The organism is Burkholderia crassaminum, assembly GCF_964265005.1.
Classification (GTDB): domain Bacteria; phylum Pseudomonadota; class Gammaproteobacteria; order Burkholderiales; family Burkholderiaceae; genus Burkholderia.
Genome location: NZ_OZ183801.1, coordinates 699,769 through 720,807 on the forward strand (window position 1 = coordinate 699,769; position 21,039 = coordinate 720,807).

The following is a 21,039-nucleotide window of genomic DNA, read 5'->3' on the forward strand; positions in this document are numbered from 1 at the left end:
CGCACCCGCACGCCCCCGCTATCGTTTCCCCGTCATCCACTCACCCTCGACACCATGACGCCGCAGGAAACGATCGACCGGATGGAGATCCAGGATCTGCTGACCCGCTATTGCCACGCCGTCGACCGTCACGACTGGCACGAATTCGAGCGCCTCTTCGCGGCCAATGCGACGCTCGACTACACGGCATTCGGCGGCCCGGCCGGCAGCCGCGCGGAAATCGCCGCCTACCTGGAACGGATGACATCGGCGATGCGCGGCACGCAGCACACGATCTCGACGTCGCTGCTGATCGTCGACGGCGATGCCGCCACCGCGCGAACGGCCGGCCAGGCGATGATGATCTCGGCCGATGAAACCGGCGACGATCGCGTGTGCTTCGTCGGGCTCTGGTATCGCGACCTGCTGGTGCGAACCGAATGCGGGTGGCGCATCCGGAGCCGTACGCAGGAGCGCAGCTGGATGCACGATGCGCCGCCGGTCGCGGTGCGCTGAACGCGCCGCGCGCGGCGCGTTACGTCACTTCATCTGCATCAGTTGAATCAGGTTCCCGCACGTATCGTCGAGCACGGCGACGCGCACGGGCCCCGCGTCCATCGGCTCCAGCGTGAAGCGGACCTCCAGATCCTTGAGTCGCGCGAACTCCGCATCGAGATCGTCGACCTGGAACGATGCGGCCGGGATGCCGTCCTCGTACAGCGCCTGCTTGTACGGCCCCACCGCGCGATGATTGCTCGGCTCGAGCAGCAACTGCGTGCCGTCGGGCTGGTCCTTCGACACCACGGTCAGCCAGCGGAATTCGCCTACCGGCACGTTGTACTTGACCTGAAACCCGAGCTTGTCGGTATAGAACGCCAACGCCTTGTCCTGGTCGTCGACGAACACGTTCGTCACGTAGATTCGCATCGTGCATGCTCCTGAAACGGCAACCGGCGAACATCGTTCGCCCGGCCACGCCGGATGATCGAAACCGGGGCGTCGCCCCGCCCTTCGCTATTCTTCGTCGAAATCGATGACAAACGCATAACCGTCGTCGATCAGCTTGCGCAGGTAGCCGTCGAAGTCGTCGGCGATCACCGCATAGCTGTCTGGATCGTGCAGGAAGCGCACGACCTGCCCGACCTTGCCGCCCGGCGCCGGCTCGAAATCGATGTAGAGCTGCGACGTGCCGCCGTTGTTCATGCAATGCGAGAAGCACAGCCGCCGGCCCATCGGCAGCGCGATGTCGATGCGCGGATCGACGAGTTCGCCGTCGTCGTTCGCGTCGTCGCCGTAGATCTCCGCGATGCTGTCGCGGTACTTCGCCCCTTCCTCGAGCATCTGTCCGGCCGACAGCAGGTAATACGGGTATTCGTAGACGTCGGAGCCGAGCACCAGCACATTGATCGTCGTGCCGCCGTAGTCGCGCCAGTAGGTGCCGTCGAGCTTGCCGAGCAGTTCGAGCAGGCTGGCCGGACACTGCGGATACGCGGCGCGCAGCGCGTCGAGCTGTGCGGGCGTCGCGCCCGTGGCGGCGGTGAGTGCCGCGTTGTCGGTGTCGGGCAGCGCGGCGCGCAGGCCGGCGAGATAGGTGTCGACGAGGGTCATTGCGTCAGGTCCGAAGAACAGGCAAGCGCCATTCTAGCGCCCGACGCGATCCGCTCGTTGCGCGCTTGCGCGCGCCCGCTTACGTGATCTGGTAGGTCGACGCCGGCACGAACTCCTCCGGCATCGGACGGTCGCCCAGTTCGAGCACCGACCGCTCGATCGTACGCGTCATCGCATCGAGCGCCAGCGCGTTCGGCGCGAGGCCGAACGGCTCGGCCACCTCGTTCGCGATCGCCTCGAGCGCGATCAGCGTGTACGAGATGAACACGCAGATCAGCGGCGTGAAGAACTCCGTCGAATCGACGAGCCCGAACGGCAGCAGCACGCAATACGCATACACGGTGCGATGCAGCAGCACGCTGTAAGAGAACGGGATCGGCGTCGACAGGATGCGCTCGCACCCGCCGACCGATTTGCCGAGCTCGTCGAGTTGCGTCTCGAACATCCAGCAGGTCGTGTCGCTGCCGGGTGCGCGGCCCAGCGCGCGGACGATGCCGCCGCGCAGCTCGTCGAGGATCGCAACGGGCTTGAAGCATTTGCCGCCAAGCTCGACCGTGCGCTCCGCACCGAGAATGCGCTGAAGGTCTGCGGTCGGATCGGTATGGCGCAGCTGATGCTTCAGCGCATACGTGAACGCGATCAGCAGATCGGCGAGCCGGTTGCGCTCGACAACGCTGACGCCGTCGGGCAGGTAGCGGTTCAGTTGGGACGTCACGGTGCGCGCGGCGATCAACAGGTTGCCCCACAGATGCCGCGCCTCCTTGAACCGCTCGAAGCTCGCGTTGTTGCGAAACGCGAGGAAGATCGCGAGCGCGAGCCCGAACAGCGTGAACGGCGCGGTGTTCAGCGGAATCTTCTCGCCGAAGATGCGCCCGTTCGTGAAGACCGCCAGCGTGCTGACGATCGCCATGAACACGAGCTGCGGAATGATCGATTGCAATACGGAGCCGTTCCAGACGAACAGCATCCTGAGCCAGTTTTGTCGTGGTCGGACGATCATGGTGTTTTCTCGACTGCCAGGGAAATGCGTCAGGCTGCACGCCGGCGCCCGATGCGCAACGGCCCGCGCATGGCGGGCCGCTGGCGGGTGAATGCCGGGCCGGGCGCCGTGCTGCGCGAGATGATACGCCCGCGCGCGCCGCGCCCGTCACATCGTGCGGCGCTCAGTGATAACCGACGTCGCCCTCGCGCACCTTGCCGCGGAACACGCGGTACTGCATCGCGTTGTACACGAGGATGATCGGCAGCACGATCACGGTGCCGACGAGCGCGAACTTCTGGCTCGACGGGCTCGACGATGCATCCCAGATCGTCAGCGAAGGCGGCACGATGTTCGGCCAGATGCTGATCACGAGCCCCGTGTAGCCGAGGAACACGAGCGCGAGCGTCAGCAGGAACGGCGTGGCCTCGTGCTCGCGCTTCACCGTGTGGAAGATGCCCCACACGCACGCGACGACGAGGATCGGCACCGGCAGGAACCAGCCGAGATCGCCGCTGCCGAACCAGCGGTGCGCGACGGCCGGCAGCCCGATCACGGTCCACAGGCTGACCACGCCCATCACGGCGAGCAGCACGCCCGCGAGCGGCTTCATCAGCAGCCGCATCTTGCGCTGCAGTTCGCCGTCGACCTTCAGGATCAGCCAGCCGCAGCCGAGCGTCGCGTACGTGACGAGCACGCCGATCCCGCACATCAGGCTGAACGGCGACAGCCAGTCGAACGGCCCGCCCGCGAACTGGTTGTTCACGATCTTGATCCCCTGCAGCAGCGAACCGAGCACGATCCCCTGGCAGAACGCCGCGAGCGCGGAGCCGCCGATGAACGCGAGATCCCACATGTGTTGCGTGCGGGTGGCCTTCGCGCGCAGCTCGAACGCCGCGCCGCGGAAGATCAGCCCGACCAGCATCAGGACCAGCGGCAGGTAGTTCGCGGGCAGCAGCGTCGAATACACGACCGGGAACGCGCCATAGAGCCCCGCGCCGCCGAGCACCAGGAACGTCTCGTTGCCGTCCCACACCGGCGCGACGGTATCGAGCATCACCTGGCGCTCGGCCTTCGCATCGAAGAACGGAAACAGCAGGCCGATACCGAGATCGAAGCCGTCCAGCATCACGTAGATGAATACGCCGAGGCCGATGATCGCGGCCCACACGACAGGAAGATCGATTTGCATGGCTTACTCCGCTTCGGTCACGTTCAGCGGCGTGGACAGCGCGCTCTTGCGCAGCCCCGGATGCCGGTGCAGCTCGATGTACCCGGCCTGGGCAGCCGGCCCGCGCTTCATCAGTTTCATCATGTAGTAGATACCCGTTCCGAACACCAGGAAATACACGACCACGAAGATCAGCAGCGACACACCGACCTGCTGCGCGCTGAGCGGCGCAACCGAATCGATGGTGCGCAGCACGCCATAGACGGTCCATGGCTGCCGCCCGACCTCGGTCGTGATCCAGCCGGCCAGCAGCGCGACGATGCCCGACGGCCCCATCGCCACCACGAACCACTGGAACCAGCGCGTTTCATAGAGGCGCCCGCCCTTTCTCAGCAGCAGCCCGAGCAGCGCGGTGAGCAGCATCAGCATCCCGAGGCCCGCCATGATCCGGAACGTCCAGAAGATGATCGGTGAATACGGGCGGTCCTGCGGCGGGAATTCCTTCAGCCCGCGAATCTCGCCGTCCCAGCTGTGCGTGAGGATCAGGCTACCGAGGTGCGGCACCTGGATCGCATAGCGCGTGGTCTCGGCCTGCATGTCGGGCAGCCCGAAGAGGTTCAGCGCCGTGCCGCCCTTCTCGGTTTCCCACAGCCCCTCGATCGCCGCGATCTTCGCCGGCTGGTATTCGCGCGTGTTCAGGCCATGTGCGTCGCCGACGACGATCTGGATCGGCGCGAGGATCAGCAGCATCCACAGCGCCATCGAGAAGCTGCGCTTCACCGGCTCGTCGCGGCGCCCCTTCAGCAGGTGCCACGCGCCGCACGCGGCGACGATGAAGCCCGCGACGATGAACGCCGCGATCGTCATGTGCACGAGGCGGTACGGGAACGACGGGTTGAAGACGATCTTGAACCAGTCGACCGGCACGACGAGGCCGTTCTCGATCTTGTAGCCCTGCGGCGTCTGCATGAAGCTGTTCGACGCGAGGATCCAGAACGTCGAGATCAGCGTGCCGACCGCGACCATCAGCGTCGCGAAGAAGTGCGCGCGCGGGCTCACGCGCTGCCAGCCGAACAGCATCACGCCGAGGAAGCCGGCTTCGAGGAAGAATGCCGTCAGCACTTCATAGGTGAGCAGCGGGCCCGTGATGTTGCCCGCGACGCGCGAGAAGCCGGCCCAGTTCGTGCCGAACTCGTACGCCATCACGACGCCGGAGACCACGCCCATCCCGAAGCCGATCGCGAAGATCTTCGACCAGAACTGGAACATGGATTTGTAGGCGGCGTCGCCGGTGACGAGGTAGCGCCATTCCAGCACCGCCAGGAAGCTCGCCATGCCGATGCTGATCGCGGGAAACACGATGTGGAACGACACCGTGAATGCGAATTGCAATCGGGCGAGATGGAACGCATCGAAGATTTCCATGACCGTAATTTGCTCGTGGTTGTGAGGACGTACGCTCGAAGCAGGAAATCGCGCGACGGCTTGGCGACAACACATGCGAACACAAACGGTCACTCGCATGGCATCGAAGCGTGAATGACGATATCGCGTTTGCAACGATACTCGCAATCGTTCGAACGTGCGCTGAAACTGTGCTGCTTCCACTGCCGAAGATGTGTGTACGGAAAACACATTTCGTGACTGCGGGATGGTCAGCTGTACTGCTTTCCGCATTGCAGCGCTGTGCATCCGGCATACAGCGCATCCCCGCTAACATTCGGTGTAACGCTTGCCAACGGCCACGGCGCGCCCCTCGGCGGCGCCCGCCCGGCAGCCTCGATTTCCCTGGTCCGGCGTACGCGCCCGACCCGGCCGGCCCGCCGGCCGATCCGCCTGGAGAAAACTGCATGGAGTCCAGCATCCGCCGCGACGAGCCGACCGGCAGCACCGCGTGTCATGTGACACGTCACCGTGCCGGCGAAGCGCGCGACACCGTCGACCGCGTCGTCGACGAAACGCCGGTTGCACTCGTATTCAACGGGATTGCGCACACGGTCATGATGGCGACCCCGATCGACCTCGACGCGTTCGGCCTCGGCTTCGCGCTCAGCGAAGGCATCGTCGAGCGCGCGTCGGATGTGTTCGACATCGAAAGCGAATGCCGGCCCGGCAGCGCCGAAGTGCGGCTTACCGTGTCGCAGCAGGCGTTCATGGCGCTGAAGGCGCACCGGCGCGCACTGGCCGGCCGCACGGGCTGCGGCGTATGCGGGATCGAGAGCATCGCGCAGCTCGACCTGCACCCGCCGCGCATCGCCGCCGCCGGCACGGCCGCCGGCATCGGCGCCGACGCGATCGCACGCGCCGCGCGAACGTTGCCGGCCCATCAGGCGCTGATGCGCGAGACGGGCGGCATCCACGCGGCCGCATGGTGTGACCGGAGCGGCGCCGTGCTCGACGTGTTCGAGGACGTCGGCCGCCACAACGCGCTCGACAAGCTGATCGGCCGGCTCGCACGGCGCCGCGCGGATCTGCACGCAGGCTTCGTGTTCCTGTCGAGCCGCGCGAGCTACGAACTGGTGCGCAAGGCCGCGCGGGTCGGCATCCCGATGATCGCGACGATCTCGGCGCCGACGTCGCTCGCGATCGACGTCGCCCGCGAAGCCGGCGTGCGCCTGCTCGGCTTCTGCCGCAACGACGGCTTCGTCGAGTACGTGTCGCCCGACGCCGTTCAACCCGACCCACCGGCGCTTGCGCAAGCGCGCCCGGCTTTCTCCTGATGAAACCACTGACCGATTTCGATACCGCGCAGCAGCATTTCGCCAGCGCGTTCGCGCCGCTCGAGGCCACCACGTCCATCCCCGTCGGCGAGGCCGCCGGCCATGTGCTGGCCGCGCCGCTCACCGCCGTGCTCGACCAGCCGCCGGCCGACCAGAGCGCGATGGACGGCTACGCCGTGCGTCACGCGGATCTCGCAGCGGGCGAGCCGCTGCACGTCGCGCAGCGCTGCTACGCGGGCGACACGCCGGCGCCGCTGGCCCCGCGCACGGCCGCGCGCCTCTTCACCGGCAGCTTGATTCCGCCCGGCGCGGACACCGTCGTGATGCAGGAGCATGCGCACGAGCAGGACGGCTGGGTCGCGTTCGATGCGCCGCAGCGCAGCGGCTCGCACATCCGCCGCCGGGGCGAGGAAGTGCGCGCCGGCGACCTGCTCGTGCCGGCCGGCGTGCGCATGGGCGCGATGCATGTCGGCGTGGCCGCCGCGCAAGGGTTCGCGCGCGTCGACGTGCGTCCGGCGCTGCGCGTCGGCATCCTGACGACCGGCGACGAACTCGTCGCGTGCGGCCAGCCGCGTGCGCCGCAACAGATTTACAACAGCAATGCGCCGATGCTCGCCGCGCTGGTCGCGGGCACCGGCGCCGAGGTCGCGATGAACCTGCATGCGGCCGACACCGCGCCCGCCGTCGATCGCGCACTGCGCGATCTGCATGCGGGCTGCGACCTGGTGATCTGCGTCGGCGGCGCGTCGGTCGGCGACAAGGATCTGCTGCGCCCCACGCTGGACGCGCTCGGCGCATCGTTCATCGTTGCCGGCGTGCGCATGAAACCGGGCAAGCCGGTTGCACTCGCACGGCTCGACACGCGGCCGGTGGTGCTGCTGCCGGGCAACCCGGGCGCCGCGATGACCGCGTTCGCGCTGTTCGTCGCACCGTTGATCCGCCGCCTGCAAGGGCGCGACGCACGCATGCCGGTCGTGCCGTCGCTGCCGATCGATGCCGACTTCGAACCGGATGCGCAGCGCGAGCGCTTCGTACGCGTGCATTGCACCGTCGGCCTCGACGGCATGCCGGTACTCGATACGCTGCGCCAGCAAGGCGCCGGCACGCTGCAGTCGCTCGTGCAGGCGAGCGGGCTTGCCCGGCTGCCGGCCGGGCGGCGCATCGCGCACGGCGACACGGTCCCGTATTACGAATTCTCGCCGTGGCTCGCATGAGCGTGCCCTCCGACACTCGCCCTCTGCAGCGCATGCGCCGCGCGTCCCGCGCCGCGAACTGTATTCCTGCAATTCGGGCGCGATTGTGTCCCTGCCGGAAAAACCCGGCGGACTATCCTCACGATGAGGCTCGTCACGCGCCGTGCGCCGCCACCTCGGCACGCGCACGGCCGAACGGCGACGCCCCTTCGCTTACTTCATGCAGGCCGACGAACCGATCGTGAATGCCATCGTTTCCGCCGCGCCGGCCGCCGCCGCAGCTTCCGGCGGCGCATCGCCCGGCGCTTTCCCCCGCACGGCCGACACGCTCGGCCGCCCGCTGCGCGACCTGCGCCTGTCCGTCATCGACCAGTGCAATTTCCGTTGCGGCTACTGCATGCCGCGCGAAAGCTTCGGCGCCGACTATGCGTTCATGCCGTCGTCCGAACGGCTGTCGTTCGCGCAACTGGAAAAGATCGCCCGCGCGTTCACGTCGCTCGGCGTCGAGAAGATCCGCATCACGGGTGGCGAGCCGCTGCTGCGCCGCAACCTCGAAGCGCTGATCGAACGCCTCGCCGCGCTGACGACCGTCGACGGCAAGCCCGTCGAAATCGCGCTGACGACCAACGGCTCGCTGCTGGCCGCGAAGGCGCGCACGCTGCGCGACGCGGGCCTGTCGCGCGTGACCGTCAGCCTCGATGCGCTCGACGACGCGATGTTCCGCCGGATGAGCGACGCCGACGTGCCCGTGTCGCGCGTGCTGGCCGGCATCGAGGCCGCGCAGGCGGCCGGGCTCGCGCCGGTCAAGGTCAACGCGGTGATCGAGCGCGGCGTGAACGCCGACCAGATCCTGCCGCTCGTGCGCCACTTCCGGCACACGGGCGTGGCCGTGCGTTTCATCGAATACATGGATGTCGGCGGCGCGAGCTTCTGGTCCGGCGACAAGGTCGTGCCGGCCGCGCAGATGCGCGCGCTGATCGAGGCGCACTACCCGCTCGTGCTCGTCGGCGAACCGGCGCACGACGCGACCGCGATCCGATGCGCGCACATCGACGGCGCGGGCGAGGTCGGCTTCATCGCGAGCGTGTCGCATCCGTTCTGCGGCACCTGTTCGCGCGCCCGCGTGTCGGCCGACGGCACGCTCTACACGTGCCTGTTCGCGACGCAAGGCACCGACCTGCGGCCGTGGCTCGATGAAGCCGCGTCGAGCGCCGACCTCGCCGCCGCCGTGCGCGATCGCTGGACGCACCGCGACGACCGCTATTCTGAGCGCCGGGCCGCGCAGCCGGCCCGCGCGCCGGGCAAGACCTATCCGACCGTGCGCATGTCGCTCGTCGGCGGCTGAGGGGCCGCCGCGCGACACGGCACGCGCCGCCTAATGGAGAACCAGTCATGACGACCTTCACCGAATCCCGTGCCGGGCTGCCGGACGATCCGTTGCGTGCCGGCGGCCACCCGCCTCCCGTCGATGCGGCCGACCCGCACCCCGAACCGCCGCCCGCGATTACCGCCGGCTTCGAGGTGCGCGTGCAGTACGCGCCGATCGACGCGGGCGCCGAGCTCGCGCCGATCGTTCGCAATCCGAATGTCGGCGCGGTCGTGAATTTCCTCGGTGTCGTGCGCAAGGAAGGCGACACCGACGACGTCGTCGCGCTCGAAGTCGAGCACTACCCGACGATGACCGAGCAGGCCCTGTGGAGCATCGTCGAGGAAGCCAGCGCGCGCTGGCGGCTCGAAGCGGTGAAGATCGTGCATCGCGTCGGGCGCATTCCGCTCGGGCAGGCCGTCGTGCTGGTCGTGGTGGCCGCCGAGCATCGCGCGTGCGCGTTCGATGCGTGCGAATTCCTGATGGACTTCCTGAAGACCCACGCGCCGTTCTGGAAGAAGGAGATCCGCCACGACGGCGAATCCGGCTGGGTCGAGGCCAAGGCACACGACGACCAGGCCATGCGACGCTGGGGCTGAGCCCGTCCGCCATGCGCTTTCCGTTCCCGCCGACTCCATTCAAGACATCGCCATGAAACTGACGATCAAATACTTCGCAAGCATTCGCGAACAACTCGAGCGCGACGAGGAAACCCTCGAGGTCGACGCCCGCGAACTCACCGTCGACGCACTGCGCAGCACGCTGGCCGCGCGCGACGCCCGCAGCGCGGACGCGCTGCGGATGGACCGGCCCGTGCGGGCGGCCGTGAACCTCGAGATGGTGACGGGCGAATTCGTCGTGCGGGAAGACAGTGAGGTCGCGTTTTTCCCGCCGGTGACGGGCGGGTGAAATCGCGACGGGCGGAATCCCGGTGACGCCGGATACCGGTAGACACTCGTCGGCCACTTCGCCGTCGCGACACCGATCCCGGGTTCAGTCAACCCGGTGCGTACGCCCGTATGCCGTTCGCGCACGATCGCGATCGACTCCCACCACGACAGGATCGCCGCGGGCGACGCGTCACGAACGGGTCGCGGCCCGGCGAAATTCGGACGGCGACATGCCCTCCCAGCGGATGAATGCGCGCCGGAAATTCCCGAGACTGTCGTAGCCGAGCAGAAACGCGATTTCCTGCAGGCTGAGCTTGCCCGACTTCACGCTCTCGACCGCCAGCGCATGGCGCACGCTTTCGAGTATCTCGCGATACGACGTTCCGTCATCGGTCAAGCGCCGATGCAAGGTGCGCGGCGTCATGTTCAGCAACTGGGCGGTCGCCTGTTGCGACGGGAACGCGCCTACCCGCTCGAGCATCAGCCGCCGGACCCTGGACGCAAGCGCATGCTGCCGGCTCAGGTTCGCGAGTTCGACCTGGCAGATGCGAACCGCCTCCGTCAGCGCACGTGCGTTGCTGCTGTCGAGTGGCCGATCGAGGTCGCCGGCCTGGAAGTCCAGGCCCGCCCAGTCGAGGCCATACCGGACGTCGCAACCGAACAGCTCCCTCGCCAGATCCGCATAACCGGGCAAATCGAACGGGAGAGCCACGAACGAAGCCGGACTCGCACCCCGCGTGATGTAGTCGAGCAGGTTCTTGATCGTCAACACGATCGCTTCCATCACCGGCTGCCGGATGTCGTCGAGCGGATGGCATTCGACGAACACGAGCCGCACGTGTTCGCCCGCCGTCTCGAGCTTCGCGGAAACGAGGGTGGTCCGCACCTGCACGAAACGCTCGACGAGTTCGAGCGCCTGTCGCGGCGTCACGCTGTTGGCCATCGCGTAACCCAGTATCCCGTGACTGCCGATCCGCAGGCGCTCCCCCACGAGCAGCCCGAACGCCGGCTCGCGCGTTGCGTCGATTGCATCGCTCACCAGCCGCTTGAACGCGTCGAAGGAAAAATCCCGGACCGTCAGTTCGCCCGTCGCGCCGGGACCTTGCAGCTGCACGAACCAGTCGGGCAAGCGCGCCCCCATCCGGACGACCTGATCCGAGATCTGGAGCGCGTATTGCGGTTGAAGAAAAAAGTCCGTCTCGGACATGTCGGACATCCTCGGTGGGTGACGGACATCAATTGACCTGAAATGCGCCATCGATGTCAATTCGAGCACTCCCGTAACGGCGGCCGGTTCCCTACGATGAACGTACCTCAACCGTACCGACCGGAAGGCACCATGTTCAGCTTCCTGACAAAACCCAAGACTGTGACGGCCGTCATCAACGATCGCACCATCACGGTCCAGCCGGGGGAAACACTCTTGCAGGCGGCATTGCGCGAAGGCATCGACTTTCCGCACAGCTGCCGGGTCGGCGGGTGTGCGACCTGCAAATGCAGGCTGATCCACGGCCGCGTGAAGGAACTCACGCATACCGAATACATCCTGCCCGACGAGGATCTCGATCAGCGCTTCATCCTGGCCTGCCAGAGCCTCCCGCGCTCCGACGTGACCATCGCCGTCGACCTGAGCCGCTACGGCGCGCGACGGAAGGTCGGCGGCCGCGTGATCGGCCAGGACCGGCTGACGCACGACATCGTGCGCCTGCGCATCCAGCTCGACGAAGCGCTTCCGTACAAGGCCGGGCAGTATGCGCAGCTGTCGATCGCGTCCTTGCCGGGCGAGGCGCGCAGCTACTCGTTCGCGACCGGCGTACGACCGGATGCGCAGGCCGTCTTTTTCGTGCGCAAGGTGCCCGGCGGCGTATTTTCCGGCCATGTCCACGGCCATGACCTGACCGGCAAGACCGTGACCGTCGAAGGTCCGCTCGGCGACTTCTGGATGCGCCCCGCCACGACCCCGTTGATCCTGATCGCCGGCGGCAGCGGGCTTGCGCCCGTTCTCGCGCTGCTCGAAGACGGCGCGGCGGCACGCGTGGCGCGTCCGGTCACGCTGCTGTTCGGTGCGCGCGCCCAACGCGACCTGTACGCGCTCGACACGATTGCGGATCTGGCGCGCCGCTGGCGCGACCGCTTCGATTTCCTGCCGATCCTTTCCGAAGAGCCGGACGATTCGTCATGGCGCGGTGCGCGCGGGTGGGTGACGGACGGCATCGCCGCCGACCTGCCGGCGGATGCCCATGCGTACCTGTGCGGGCCGCCCCGGATGATCGACGCGGCCACCGACGTGCTGACGGCCCGCGGCCTTGCCCGCGAACACATTCACGCGGACCGGTTCACCACGCAACACGACACGCAGGCAGTCGCCTGAATGCCCATACCAACCCGGAGGAGACACGTCCCCATGCACCACTACCTGAAGTACTTCCTGTTCCACGTGATCGGCATCTCCGCGATCGTCGCCTTCGTCGCGGGCGGGGCGTGGATCACGCTCGATCTCGTCGCGATCCTCGCGTTCTATATCGTCGGCGACGCGATAGGCGGCGACGATACGTCGACACCCGTGCTGCGCCATCCCGGCATCCTGACGTTTCAACTCTGGATGGCACTGCCGCTGCTGTCGCTGATCGTCCTTGCGTCGGTTTGGTCGATCGCCGCCTCCGATCCGCTCGGATTCGGCACACTGGTTCAACGGTTGACCGGATACGATGCGCTGGCGGCGCGCGCGGCGACGAACCGGTGGCACCACGTGTCCGGCGTCGTGCTCACCGGCCTGATGATCGGCATGATCGGCACCATCCCCGCGCACGAGCTGACCCATCGCACGTGGGACCGGGTGTCGATGTTCATCGGCCGCTGGCTGCTGGCCTTCAGCTTCGATACGGTCTTCTCGATCGAGCACGTGTATGGGCACCATCGCTACGTGTCGACGACCGAAGACCCCGCCACGGCCCCTCGCGGCCGCAACGTCTACCTGCATGTCCTCGTCTCGACGGTCAAAGGCAACGTCAGCGCGTGGAAGATCGAAGGCAAGCGCCTGAAGCGGGCCGGGCACGGCGCGTTCACGCCGTTCAACGCGGTGATTCGCGGCCACCTGATGAGCGTGCTGCTGCTCGCGGGCGCATGGAGCATCGGCGGGTACCGAACGGGCATGTACTTCCTGCTCTGCACGCTGTGGGGCAAGGCACTGCTGGAAATCGTCAACTACATGGAGCACTACGGTATCGTTCGCGATCCGGGCACGCCGGTCCAGCCGCGCCACTCATGGAATACCAATCGGCGCATCAGTTCGTGGTCGATGTTCAACCTGACGCGCCATTCGCATCATCATGCGCAGGGCGAAGTGCCTTACCAGGATCTCAAGCCGTTTGCCGATGCGCCGATGATGATCGGCGGCTACCTGACGACGATCGTCGTCGCGATGATCCCGCCGCTCTGGCACCGGCTGATGACCCCCAAGGTACTCGCATGGGACCGCATCCATGCGACGGAACGGGAACGACGCCTCGCGGCCGACGCCAATGCGCGCAGCGGGATGACAGGGTTCGCGGCCGTGATGTGATTCGGGCCACGCGCGGGTACGACGCGTAACGTGCCGCAGCGTTTCGCAGCGGTGACGCAACACGTTGGAGTCCTCATCGAATCGCGACACGGCTCCGCTGCGGGGCAGGCGATCACCCCCAGCAACCTGGCAACCGATACGCTGAATGTGCCGGCGTCGAAATCGATGCCGGCGCATTCAGTCGTTCAGTGCTTGCCCGAAGCCGGGCGTGTCGCGCGCGATATTCAGTCGCCGTCCGTCTTCTTGGGAATCACGCCTTTCCCATCACCGCGAGGTAATCGTAACGATCGCCACGGTAGAACGACCGCGTCAGCTCGAGCGGCCGCCCCTCGATCGAAAACGACCGCCGCTCGATATGCAGCACCGGATCGCCGCTGCGGATGCCGAGCAACTCGGCGTCCGGCCCGGACGCCAGTTCCGCGCGCAGCCGCTGGAGCGCCTTGACCGGGCAAATGCCCGCGGCATTCAACGCCCCGTACAGTGAATCGCCGAATTCCAGGTTGCCGCCGAGCAGGTCGGCCGCCAACACCGCGCGCTCGATCGCCATCGGCACCGCATCCGCCGTCCTGACACGCTCCAGGTGCATGACGACCGAATCCGGCGCGAGACCCAGTGCGAGCGACTCCTCCGGCGTCGGGCGGCGCAGTTCGCGCTTGACCCAGTGCGACCCCGGACGGAAGCCGCGACGGAGCATGTCGTCCGAGAAACTGGTGATCTCGGTCAACGGTTGCTCGACGCGCGCGGCGACGAACGTCCCCGCGCCCTGCCGCGCTTCGACGAGCCCCTGGCGGATCAGTTCCTCGATCGCGCGCCGCACGGTGTCGCGCGACACCTGCAGTTGGGCAGCCAGTTCCCGCTCGGGCGGAAAGCTCTCCCCGGTCTTCATCGTGCCGTCGACGATGGTCGCGCGCAGCATCCGGGCGAGTCGCGACGCAATCGGCATGCGCGCGCCGCCCGTCGACGGCGCATGCAGCTCGGCGACCTGCGCCGCGCCGAACAACGGCGCGCCGGGTTGCGGGTCGCGCGAAAGAGGGTCATCCAGGCTGCGTTCCGTCATCGATACACTAAAAATTGGTCAGGATTGGAGGACATTCGACACGGTGCGATGCACGGCATCAGGACGGCTTGCGCGACTGCAGCGCGTGATGAATCGACCCGCCATGCTCGACGGACAACGCCTCGGCTTCGCCGCAGCTCAAGCCCGCCAGCAGCATCAGTATCGCGATCCGCGGGCGGTTGCCCGCTTCCGCGAGCGTGCGCGCCGCGACGTCCGGCGCGACCCCCGCCGCCTGCGCGACGATCGATTGCGCGCGGAGCTGCAGCTTGTGATTGTGCACCTGCAGGTCGACCATCAGATTGCCATAGGTCTTGCCGAGCGCGACCATCGACAGCGTCGACAGCATGTTACAGACCATCTTCTGCACGGTCCCGGCCTTCAGGCGCGTGGAGCCGGCCAGGATCTCCGGGCCGCAGTCCACTTCGATCGCGACATCGGCCACGGCACCGACCTCGCTCCCGCTGTTGCAGGCCACGGAAACCGTCGAACAGCCGATGTGCCGCGCATGGCGAAGCGCGCCGATCACATAGGGCGTGCGGCCGCTCGCGCTCAGCCCGACCACGACGTCCTCGCGCCGCAGCGCGATGTCCTCCAGATCCGCCTGCCCTCTTGCCGCGGAATCCTCGATGCCCTCGGACATGCCGACGAAACCGCCCGCGACGATGCCCACGACCTCCTTCGGCGACATGCCGAAGGTCGGCTGGCATTCCAGCGCATCGAGATAGCCGATCCGTCCGCTGTTGCCGGCGCCGATGTAGACGAGCCGGCCGCCCGCGCGGAGTGCCTGCGCGACCGCCCGCACCCCCGCCGCGATGGACGGCAACGCACGCGCCACGCACGGCGCGATGAACGCATCCTCGCGATTCATCAACGCCACGCCTTCTTCGATGCTGAGCTGATCGAGGTTCGCGCTGAAGACGTTGGGCTGCTCGGTGATCAAACGATCCAGCGGCATGGCGGCACTCCACAGGTTGGGCGAAAGATGGGTTTGATCATAATTGGTATGGCATTGGTTGTAAATCGCCAATTCATCGGGCGTCGCATCGTTGAAGCCGGTAACTTCGCTGACGCCGACAACGAAACATCGTCAAACCACTGATACGAATTAGATTTCAATGTGCGAGCGGTTCAGGACCGCACCCTGACCCCGTTATCTCCGAGACTGAAAAGCTATCCATCCGATCCCTGGACAGCTTCTACAAAACTACCTATTGCCAACCAATATGTGAATTGGTACGTTCCAATTTATCGACAATTCAACGTACTCGCCTCCGGACAGGGGCGATTCGGCATTTCACAGGAGCCAGGCATGGCGGCGGACACGGCAGAGCAGTTCGGGACACTGGCCCGCGCGATTCTCGGGGCAATCGGCGGCGCACGGAACGTGCGCAATCACACGCATTGCATGACGCGACTGCGCGTCAACCTCGTCGATCCGGCGCTCGCCGATCCCGCCGTGCTGCGGCAACTGCCCGGCGTGCTGGGCGTGGTGACCGGCGATCCACTCCAGGTGGTGATCGGCCCCGGCGCGGTCAAGCAGGTATGGGGCGCGTTCGCGCAGGCATTGAGCGAACACGATGCAAGCGACGCGCATCCGCAAGACGATGCGCGGGCCGCGAAGCCGACCGCGGCTGCCAGGCGCGGCAACCACGCCGTGCGCGGTTTCCTGCGCCGCATCGCGTCGATCTTCACGCCGCTGATCCCCGCGCTGGTCGGCGCGGGGCTGATCAACGCGCTGGGCGGCCTGCTGCTGCTCTGGGCCCGCCATTCGCCGGCCGACAGCGCGAGCGACCTGACCTTTCTCGCGACCGTCGCGTCGACGATCGGCACGGCATTCTTCGCGTTCCTCGTCATCCAGGTCGGCATGAACGCGGGGCGCGAGTTCGACGGCACGCCGAGCCTCGGCGGTGCGGCCGCGAGCGTGATGATCGTGCCGACGCTGACCAAGCTCCATGCGTTCACGTTGCCGCTGCTCGGCGAGATCGTACTGCGGCCCGGCCAGGGCGGACTGATGGGCGCGCTGCTGGCCGGCGTGCTGGTCGCGCTGGTCGAGCGCAAGCTGCGCACGCGAATCCCGCCGGCGATCGAGACGCTGGTGACGCCGACCGTGTCGCTGCTCGTCGCGGGCGTCGCGACGCTGTTCGTGCTCATGCCGGTGGCCGACGTGCTGACGAACGGCGTCAGCGCGCTCACCACGCGCTTGCTGAATGTCGGCGGCATGCCGGCCGCGTTCGTGCTCGCCGCATCGTTCGTGGTTCTCCTGATGTTCGGCCTGCATCAGGCGCTGATCCCGATTCATGCGCAACTCATCGCGCAGTACGGTTTCACCGCGCTGTTCCCGATCCTCGCGATGTCCGGCTGCGGGCAAGCCGGCGCCGCCTTCGCGCTGTATTTCCGCGTGAAGGACGCGGGACTGAAACAGCGGATCCGCGATACGTTGCCGACCTGCATGCTGGGTGTGTCCGAACCGCTGCTTTACAGCGTCACGCTGCCGCTCGGCCGCCCGCTCGTCACGTCGTCGATCGGCGGCGGCATCGGCGCGCTCGTGCTCGGATACCTCGCCAGTCACGGCGATTTCGTCGGCGCGACCACAATCGGCCCCGCCAACCTGATGCTGATTCCGCTCGTCACGGGGCCCATGGGGCTCGGCAGCAGCGTCGCGGCCTATTGCCTCGCAACGGCGACGGCGTATGCATCGGCGTTCGTGCTCACCTGGTTCTTCGGGTTGACGCAGGATCAGCAGCGACAGTTCGTCCGCCCGGCGTCGCGCCGCGCCGAGCCGCTGGCGGACGGGCCGCTGCCGGTGCAGCAGACGCGCTGAGCGGCCTTGCGCAATGGCGGTCGTGCCAGTGGTCGGCCGCCTCTTTATTGCCCTATTAAATATGGATAGCTAAATAAATGAAAAGGGGAATCGCCTTCGCGATCGCGTGCTTCGCGACGACGCTCGCGCATGCGCAATCGAGCGTCCTGCTGTGGGGACGCCTGGGCGGCGACGTCCAGTACACGAGCGGCGTGCAGACACCGCACGGCACCGCGTCCCGCTGGTCGCAGGGCAGCGACTGGGGCGTCAACATCATCGGGCTGAAGGGCACGGAAGATCTGGGGAACGGGAACCACGCGCTGTTCTGGCTCGAATCGGCTTTCACGCCGACCGGCTCGCTGGTCGCGGGGCTGATCTTCCAGCGTGCGGCCTGGGTCGGTTTGAAGAACGACACGTACGGCACGATCCGGTTCGGCCAGGGGCCGATGCTCAACAACTACGTGTGGGAATACGACCCGTTGCTCGAGGAAAACTTCGGCGCCCAGTCGTTCGTCGCGTACCGGAACGGCTCGCGCCTGTCCAACGGCATCCGCTACCTGTCGCCCGACCTGCACGGCTTCTCGTTCGATGCGGAGCTGAACCTGGGCAACAGCCCGACCAGCTTCAACGCGGGCGATCCGGGCAACGCGGGCAAGGCCGGGCGCGCGGACGGCTTCAGCGGTGCCTACACGCACGGCGATTTCCAGGTGCGGGTGGTCTGGGACGAGATCCGCAATGCCCAGGGCATCGAGAACAACCTGTTCAGCTACTCGCGCGAGTTGTTCGTCGGCGTGCGCGACCGGTTCGGCCCGTTTCGCGTGCAGGCCGCCTACACGCACTACTCCGCGCCGGATACACCGGCGGGATTGTCCGACCGCGCCGATCTCTGGTGGGCCGGCCTAACCTACGACGTGAACCCCTTTCTCCACCTGCAGGGTGCTGCTTACACGATGAAGGTCGGCCCCGGCAAGTGGACCGCCGACCACGACGGCGAATCGCGCGTGACGATGGTCGGCGTCGGCTGCATGTACGACCTGTCGAAGCGGACGTTCCTGTACAGCATGGCCGCGCACGTGTTCAACAGCGCCAACGCGAATTTCGGCGTCAACCCGCAAAGCCCGGGCCTGGGGCCGATGAACGCCGGCTGGGGCACGAACCCGGCGCCGGGTCATGGACAAACCGGCGTCTATGCCGGCATCGAGACAGTGTTCTAGCCCGCGTGGCCGGCCGCGCTGGCCTTGCGCGCCGCGCCACGCTCTTCCACTTTGCCAACCAGGAGTCGAACCATGCCATCCGGATCCTTCCGCCCGCGCATTCCGATCGCAGCAAGTGTCGGTACGGCCGCGCTGCTCGCGCTTGCGCTCACCCATCCGCTCGACGCCGATGCCGCGCCGTCGTTTACCGTGCTGGACAACACCGCATACGCCGATGTTTCACTCGGACACGGCTCGGTCAAGACCAATTTCATCCCGGCCCGCTACTGCCAGCCGCTCACGTACGATGCGTCGACGGGCAAGGTCAAGCTGCCGTCGCAGAGCGACTGGGAGGCGCTGGTCAACACCTACGATCCGACACCGGCCGACGCGCCCGGTTATCTCGTGCTCGACTGCGAAAAGCTGTACCTGACCGGCAGCACGGCGACGATCGCCAACCGGTTCGCGATCCTCAAGCAACTCCAGCAGTGGACCCAGGCGATTCGCCCCAATCGCGTGCTCGGGTGGTACGGGCTCGCGAACGCGGCCAACATCAGCACCGTGGATCCGGCCAGCGCCTATCGTGACATCGCGCAGCTGATGGACCTCAACAATGGCAGGACTGCGTACTTCCCGAGCGAATACGTGAAGGCCAACGGCACGTCGCCGTATACGGGCGCGGCATGGGCGCCGCAGCTCAACGCCGACCTCGCGACGACGGGCACGATCGACCGGCAGAGCAGCACGGGCACGCATCCGGTGTTTCCGTACATCTGGCCGCAGTACTACGACCAGAACACGACGCTGATCCCGGCTTCGACCTGGCAGAGCATGTTGAACACGATCCGCAGCACCGCCGCGGCCGGCCTGATCATCTGGGGCGGCCAGAATCCCGCTGTCGAATACGATGCGAACAACGACGGGAACGGCCCGTGGGTCGCGGTCACGCAGGCGTTCCTGGACAGCCTCTGAGCGGTGCGTGTCGCAGCTACCCTTCCCCGGCGTTACCCGTCGTAATCACGCGCCCCGGGACGGGTCGCCCGCGCAGCACCGTGCGGTGCTCCCTTGCTGCGAGCCCGTTGACCGGCTTTCAGGAAAACGGCGAGCGGTAGCCGGGTTCGCTGGCTCCGGGAGGCCGGCGTTGTATCGAATTGAACGGGGCCGGCCGCACGAACGGGCCGGCAACCCCGCGCGCATCAATGCAGCCACTTCATCACGATCGTCGCGAACACGACCATCGCAGCGCCGCCGATACGTGTCGAGATCTGTGCGAACGGCATCAGCCCCATCCGGTTCGACGACGACAGGATCGCGACGTCGCCGGTGCCGCCCAGCCCGCTGTGGCACGCGGTGATGATCGCCGATTCCACCGGGTACATCTTCAGCGCGGCGCCGACGAAAAAGCCCGACACCACCATCGCGATCACGATCGATGCGCAGATCACGAAGTAGCCGGGCGAGAACGCGCCGACGAGCTTGTCCCACGACACGAACAGCGTGCCGAGGCCGACGAGGATCGCGAACGTCAGGTTCGTCGACATGAATCGGTACATCTGGTACGCGCCGATCTCCATCGACTCGGGAATCGCGCGGCACACTTTCAGCACGGCTGCCGCGACGATCATCAGCACCGGGCCCGGGATGCCGGTGAGCGGTGCCAGCAATGCGCCGAGGATGAACAACGTGCACGCGAGCAGCAGGCCGAACCCCATCAGCCGTAGGTCGAGTGCCGCCTCGGCCTTCTGCGCGGCAAGCAGTGCGCGATCCTCGCCGGTCTTCACCAGCAGGCCGTCGCCGCTGTAGTCGCGGTGCTTTTCGCCGAAGCGTTTCAGCATGCCGCTCGCGAGGATCGCGACGACGTTGCCGATCAGCGCGGCCGGCACCATCGTCGCGATCAGGTGGCCCTGCGCGGCGCCGGTGATCTCCGAATAGCCGATCGACAGCGGCAGGATGCCTTCGCCGATGCCGCCACCGAGGATCGGCATCACGATGTAGAAGAACGTGTGCCGCGGGTCGTAGCCGAATGCGAGGCCGACGGCGACCCCCGCCGCGATCGCGGCCACGGTGCCGACGGCGAGCGGCGCGAACATCTTGAGGAAGCCCTGGATCAGGATCGTCCGGTTCATCCCGAGGATGCTCCCGGCGACCAGGCACGCAATGTAGAGATACTGAAGGTTTGCCGTCTTCATCGTCACCGTGATCGCGCTGAGCATCGCATCGTCCATCAGCCGGTAGCCGAGCAGCGCCGACGGCACGAACAGGCACAGGATCGCGGGGCCGCCGATATGACGGAACACCGGAATCCGGCGACCGATCTCGCCGAGCAGCAGCCCGGACAACATCAGCACCGCGAAACCGCCGATCATGTCGTTCGGCAGCCGCTTCGTGACGGCCGCGAGCATCGTGACAATCGCGATCGCAATGAACATCGGCAGCGGCATCCCGCCGATCTTCAGGGTCAGCAGCGACGCTCGTCGCGTTGGCGGCGGAACGCTCGTCTGCACGGGGGAAGCTTCCATCT

At 66.8% G+C, this 21,039-nt stretch carries 20 protein-coding genes; 11 read left to right on the plus strand and 9 right to left on the minus strand.

The window, feature by feature from the left end; all coding sequences use genetic code 11:
- Window positions 1-54 precede the first annotated feature (54 nt).
- The gene (locus ACPTTF_RS36390) at window positions 55-495 is read left to right on the plus strand and encodes a nuclear transport factor 2 family protein (RefSeq protein WP_166959526.1); all 441 of its coding nucleotides are present in this window, start codon (window positions 55-57) and stop codon (window positions 493-495) included.
- Window positions 496-519: 24 nt separating this feature from the next.
- On the opposite strand, the gene ACPTTF_RS36395 is transcribed toward ACPTTF_RS36390, so the two are convergent.
- From ACPTTF_RS36395 to ACPTTF_RS36415, 5 genes are all read right to left on the minus strand, one after another.
- A complete protein-coding gene (locus tag ACPTTF_RS36395) occupies window positions 520-906 on the minus strand; it encodes a VOC family protein (protein WP_166959523.1) in 387 nt (128 codons plus the stop codon).
- A gap of 87 nt (window positions 907-993) precedes the next feature.
- Window positions 994-1,587, minus strand: coding sequence for an SMI1/KNR4 family protein (locus tag ACPTTF_RS36400; protein ID WP_423372358.1), 594 nt, complete (start codon window positions 1,585-1,587; stop codon window positions 994-996).
- A gap of 79 nt (window positions 1,588-1,666) precedes the next feature.
- Window positions 1,667-2,587: a bestrophin family protein gene (locus ACPTTF_RS36405; RefSeq protein WP_423372359.1), complete on the minus strand. Its 921-nt coding sequence runs from the start codon at window positions 2,585-2,587 to the stop codon at window positions 1,667-1,669.
- 163 nt (window positions 2,588-2,750) lie between these two features.
- Window positions 2,751-3,758, minus strand: a complete 1,008-nt coding sequence (gene cydB / locus ACPTTF_RS36410) for a cytochrome d ubiquinol oxidase subunit II (RefSeq protein WP_166959513.1) — start codon at window positions 3,756-3,758, stop codon at window positions 2,751-2,753.
- Between the two features lie 3 nt (window positions 3,759-3,761).
- Window positions 3,762-5,162 carry a cytochrome ubiquinol oxidase subunit I gene (locus ACPTTF_RS36415; RefSeq protein WP_166959511.1) on the minus strand — a complete coding sequence of 467 codons (1,401 nt, stop codon included), beginning with the start codon at window positions 5,160-5,162 and terminating at the stop codon, window positions 3,762-3,764.
- Window positions 5,163-5,587: 425 nt separating this feature from the next.
- On the opposite strand from ACPTTF_RS36415, the gene fdhD reads away from it, so the two are divergent.
- From fdhD to moaD, 5 genes are all read left to right on the plus strand, one after another.
- Window positions 5,588-6,457: a formate dehydrogenase accessory sulfurtransferase FdhD gene (gene fdhD, locus ACPTTF_RS36420; protein ID WP_423372360.1), complete on the plus strand. Its 870-nt coding sequence runs from the start codon at window positions 5,588-5,590 to the stop codon at window positions 6,455-6,457.
- Window positions 6,457-7,671, plus strand: a complete 1,215-nt coding sequence (gene glp, locus ACPTTF_RS36425; RefSeq protein WP_423372361.1) for a gephyrin-like molybdotransferase Glp — start codon at window positions 6,457-6,459, stop codon at window positions 7,669-7,671. Before fdhD ends, glp begins: the two co-directional genes overlap by 1 nt.
- A 199-nt stretch (window positions 7,672-7,870) precedes the next feature.
- Window positions 7,871-8,995 (plus strand): GTP 3',8-cyclase MoaA, encoded by a 1,125-nt coding sequence (moaA, locus tag ACPTTF_RS36430; protein WP_423372362.1) that lies wholly within the window; start codon window positions 7,871-7,873, stop codon window positions 8,993-8,995.
- 47 nt (window positions 8,996-9,042) lie between these two features.
- Window positions 9,043-9,615: a molybdenum cofactor biosynthesis protein MoaE gene (locus ACPTTF_RS36435; RefSeq protein ID WP_423372363.1), complete on the plus strand. Its 573-nt coding sequence runs from the start codon at window positions 9,043-9,045 to the stop codon at window positions 9,613-9,615.
- Between the two features lie 52 nt (window positions 9,616-9,667).
- Window positions 9,668-9,925: a molybdopterin converting factor subunit 1 gene (gene moaD, locus ACPTTF_RS36440; RefSeq protein ID WP_124818665.1), complete on the plus strand. Its 258-nt coding sequence runs from the start codon at window positions 9,668-9,670 to the stop codon at window positions 9,923-9,925.
- A gap of 171 nt (window positions 9,926-10,096) precedes the next feature.
- On the opposite strand, the gene ACPTTF_RS36445 is transcribed toward moaD, so the two are convergent.
- Window positions 10,097-11,113 carry an AraC family transcriptional regulator gene (locus ACPTTF_RS36445; RefSeq protein ID WP_423372364.1) on the minus strand — a complete coding sequence of 339 codons (1,017 nt, stop codon included), beginning with the start codon at window positions 11,111-11,113 and terminating at the stop codon, window positions 10,097-10,099.
- Window positions 11,114-11,209: 96 nt separating this feature from the next.
- On the opposite strand from ACPTTF_RS36445, the gene ACPTTF_RS36450 reads away from it, so the two are divergent.
- Window positions 11,210-12,277, plus strand: a complete 1,068-nt coding sequence (locus ACPTTF_RS36450; protein ID WP_423391205.1) for a 2Fe-2S iron-sulfur cluster-binding protein — start codon at window positions 11,210-11,212, stop codon at window positions 12,275-12,277.
- Between the two features lie 33 nt (window positions 12,278-12,310).
- Entirely contained in the window at window positions 12,311-13,468 is a 1,158-nt protein-coding gene (locus tag ACPTTF_RS36455; RefSeq protein ID WP_423372366.1) for an alkane 1-monooxygenase, read from the plus strand.
- Window positions 13,469-13,718: 250 nt separating this feature from the next.
- Here the strand turns inward: ACPTTF_RS36455 and ACPTTF_RS36460 are convergent, their stop codons facing one another.
- Both ACPTTF_RS36460 and murQ read right to left on the minus strand, forming a co-directional pair.
- A complete protein-coding gene (locus ACPTTF_RS36460; protein ID WP_423372367.1) occupies window positions 13,719-14,525 on the minus strand; it encodes a GntR family transcriptional regulator in 807 nt (268 codons plus the stop codon).
- Window positions 14,526-14,583: 58 nt separating this feature from the next.
- Window positions 14,584-15,552: an N-acetylmuramic acid 6-phosphate etherase gene (gene murQ / locus ACPTTF_RS36465; RefSeq protein WP_423372368.1), complete on the minus strand. Its 969-nt coding sequence runs from the start codon at window positions 15,550-15,552 to the stop codon at window positions 14,584-14,586.
- 282 nt (window positions 15,553-15,834) lie between these two features.
- Here murQ and ACPTTF_RS36470 point away from each other — a divergent pair, with 282 nt between their 5' ends.
- The 3 genes from ACPTTF_RS36470 to ACPTTF_RS36480 all read left to right on the plus strand — a co-directional run bounded on the left by ACPTTF_RS36470 (window position 15,835) and on the right by ACPTTF_RS36480 (window position 19,490).
- The gene (locus ACPTTF_RS36470; protein ID WP_423372369.1) at window positions 15,835-17,346 is read left to right on the plus strand and encodes a PTS transporter subunit EIIC; all 1,512 of its coding nucleotides are present in this window, start codon (window positions 15,835-15,837) and stop codon (window positions 17,344-17,346) included.
- A gap of 77 nt (window positions 17,347-17,423) precedes the next feature.
- The gene (locus ACPTTF_RS36475; protein WP_423372370.1) at window positions 17,424-18,539 is read left to right on the plus strand and encodes a porin; all 1,116 of its coding nucleotides are present in this window, start codon (window positions 17,424-17,426) and stop codon (window positions 18,537-18,539) included.
- A 72-nt stretch (window positions 18,540-18,611) separates the two neighbouring features.
- Complete coding sequence (locus ACPTTF_RS36480) at window positions 18,612-19,490, plus strand: hypothetical protein (RefSeq protein WP_423372371.1); 879 nt, start codon at window positions 18,612-18,614, stop codon at window positions 19,488-19,490.
- 224 nt (window positions 19,491-19,714) lie between these two features.
- Here the strand turns inward: ACPTTF_RS36480 and ACPTTF_RS36485 are convergent, their stop codons facing one another.
- Window positions 19,715-21,037 (minus strand): 2-hydroxycarboxylate transporter family protein, encoded by a 1,323-nt coding sequence (locus ACPTTF_RS36485; protein WP_423372372.1) that lies wholly within the window; start codon window positions 21,035-21,037, stop codon window positions 19,715-19,717.
- Window positions 21,038-21,039 lie beyond the last annotated feature (2 nt).

What these genes read in the sequence shown, in the direction of transcription:
- ACPTTF_RS36390 (WP_166959526.1), top strand. Translation starts at nt 55, where the DNA reads ATGACGCCGCAGGAAACGATCGACCGGATGGAGATCCAGGATCTGCTG.
- ACPTTF_RS36395 (WP_166959523.1), bottom strand. Translation starts at nt 906, where the DNA reads ATGCGAATCTACGTGACGAACGTGTTCGTCGACGACCAGGACAAGGCG.
- ACPTTF_RS36400 (WP_423372358.1), bottom strand. Translation starts at nt 1,587, where the DNA reads ATGACCCTCGTCGACACCTATCTCGCCGGCCTGCGCGCCGCGCTGCCC.
- ACPTTF_RS36405 (WP_423372359.1), bottom strand. Translation starts at nt 2,587, where the DNA reads ATGATCGTCCGACCACGACAAAACTGGCTCAGGATGCTGTTCGTCTGG.
- cydB (WP_166959513.1), bottom strand. Translation starts at nt 3,758, where the DNA reads ATGCAAATCGATCTTCCTGTCGTGTGGGCCGCGATCATCGGCCTCGGC.
- ACPTTF_RS36415 (WP_166959511.1), bottom strand. Translation starts at nt 5,162, where the DNA reads ATGGAAATCTTCGATGCGTTCCATCTCGCCCGATTGCAATTCGCATTC.
- fdhD (WP_423372360.1), top strand. Translation starts at nt 5,588, where the DNA reads ATGGAGTCCAGCATCCGCCGCGACGAGCCGACCGGCAGCACCGCGTGT.
- glp (WP_423372361.1), top strand. Translation starts at nt 6,457, where the DNA reads ATGAAACCACTGACCGATTTCGATACCGCGCAGCAGCATTTCGCCAGC.
- moaA (WP_423372362.1), top strand. Translation starts at nt 7,871, where the DNA reads ATGCAGGCCGACGAACCGATCGTGAATGCCATCGTTTCCGCCGCGCCG.
- ACPTTF_RS36435 (WP_423372363.1), top strand. Translation starts at nt 9,043, where the DNA reads ATGACGACCTTCACCGAATCCCGTGCCGGGCTGCCGGACGATCCGTTG.
- moaD (WP_124818665.1), top strand. Translation starts at nt 9,668, where the DNA reads ATGAAACTGACGATCAAATACTTCGCAAGCATTCGCGAACAACTCGAG.
- ACPTTF_RS36445 (WP_423372364.1), bottom strand. Translation starts at nt 11,113, where the DNA reads ATGTCCGAGACGGACTTTTTTCTTCAACCGCAATACGCGCTCCAGATC.
- ACPTTF_RS36450 (WP_423391205.1), top strand. Translation starts at nt 11,210, where the DNA reads ATGAACGTACCTCAACCGTACCGACCGGAAGGCACCATGTTCAGCTTC.
- ACPTTF_RS36455 (WP_423372366.1), top strand. Translation starts at nt 12,311, where the DNA reads ATGCACCACTACCTGAAGTACTTCCTGTTCCACGTGATCGGCATCTCC.
- ACPTTF_RS36460 (WP_423372367.1), bottom strand. Translation starts at nt 14,525, where the DNA reads ATGACGGAACGCAGCCTGGATGACCCTCTTTCGCGCGACCCGCAACCC.
- ACPTTF_RS36470 (WP_423372369.1), top strand. Translation starts at nt 15,835, where the DNA reads ATGGCGGCGGACACGGCAGAGCAGTTCGGGACACTGGCCCGCGCGATT.
- ACPTTF_RS36475 (WP_423372370.1), top strand. Translation starts at nt 17,424, where the DNA reads ATGAAAAGGGGAATCGCCTTCGCGATCGCGTGCTTCGCGACGACGCTC.
- ACPTTF_RS36480 (WP_423372371.1), top strand. Translation starts at nt 18,612, where the DNA reads ATGCCATCCGGATCCTTCCGCCCGCGCATTCCGATCGCAGCAAGTGTC.
- ACPTTF_RS36485 (WP_423372372.1), bottom strand. Translation starts at nt 21,037, where the DNA reads ATGGAAGCTTCCCCCGTGCAGACGAGCGTTCCGCCGCCAACGCGACGA.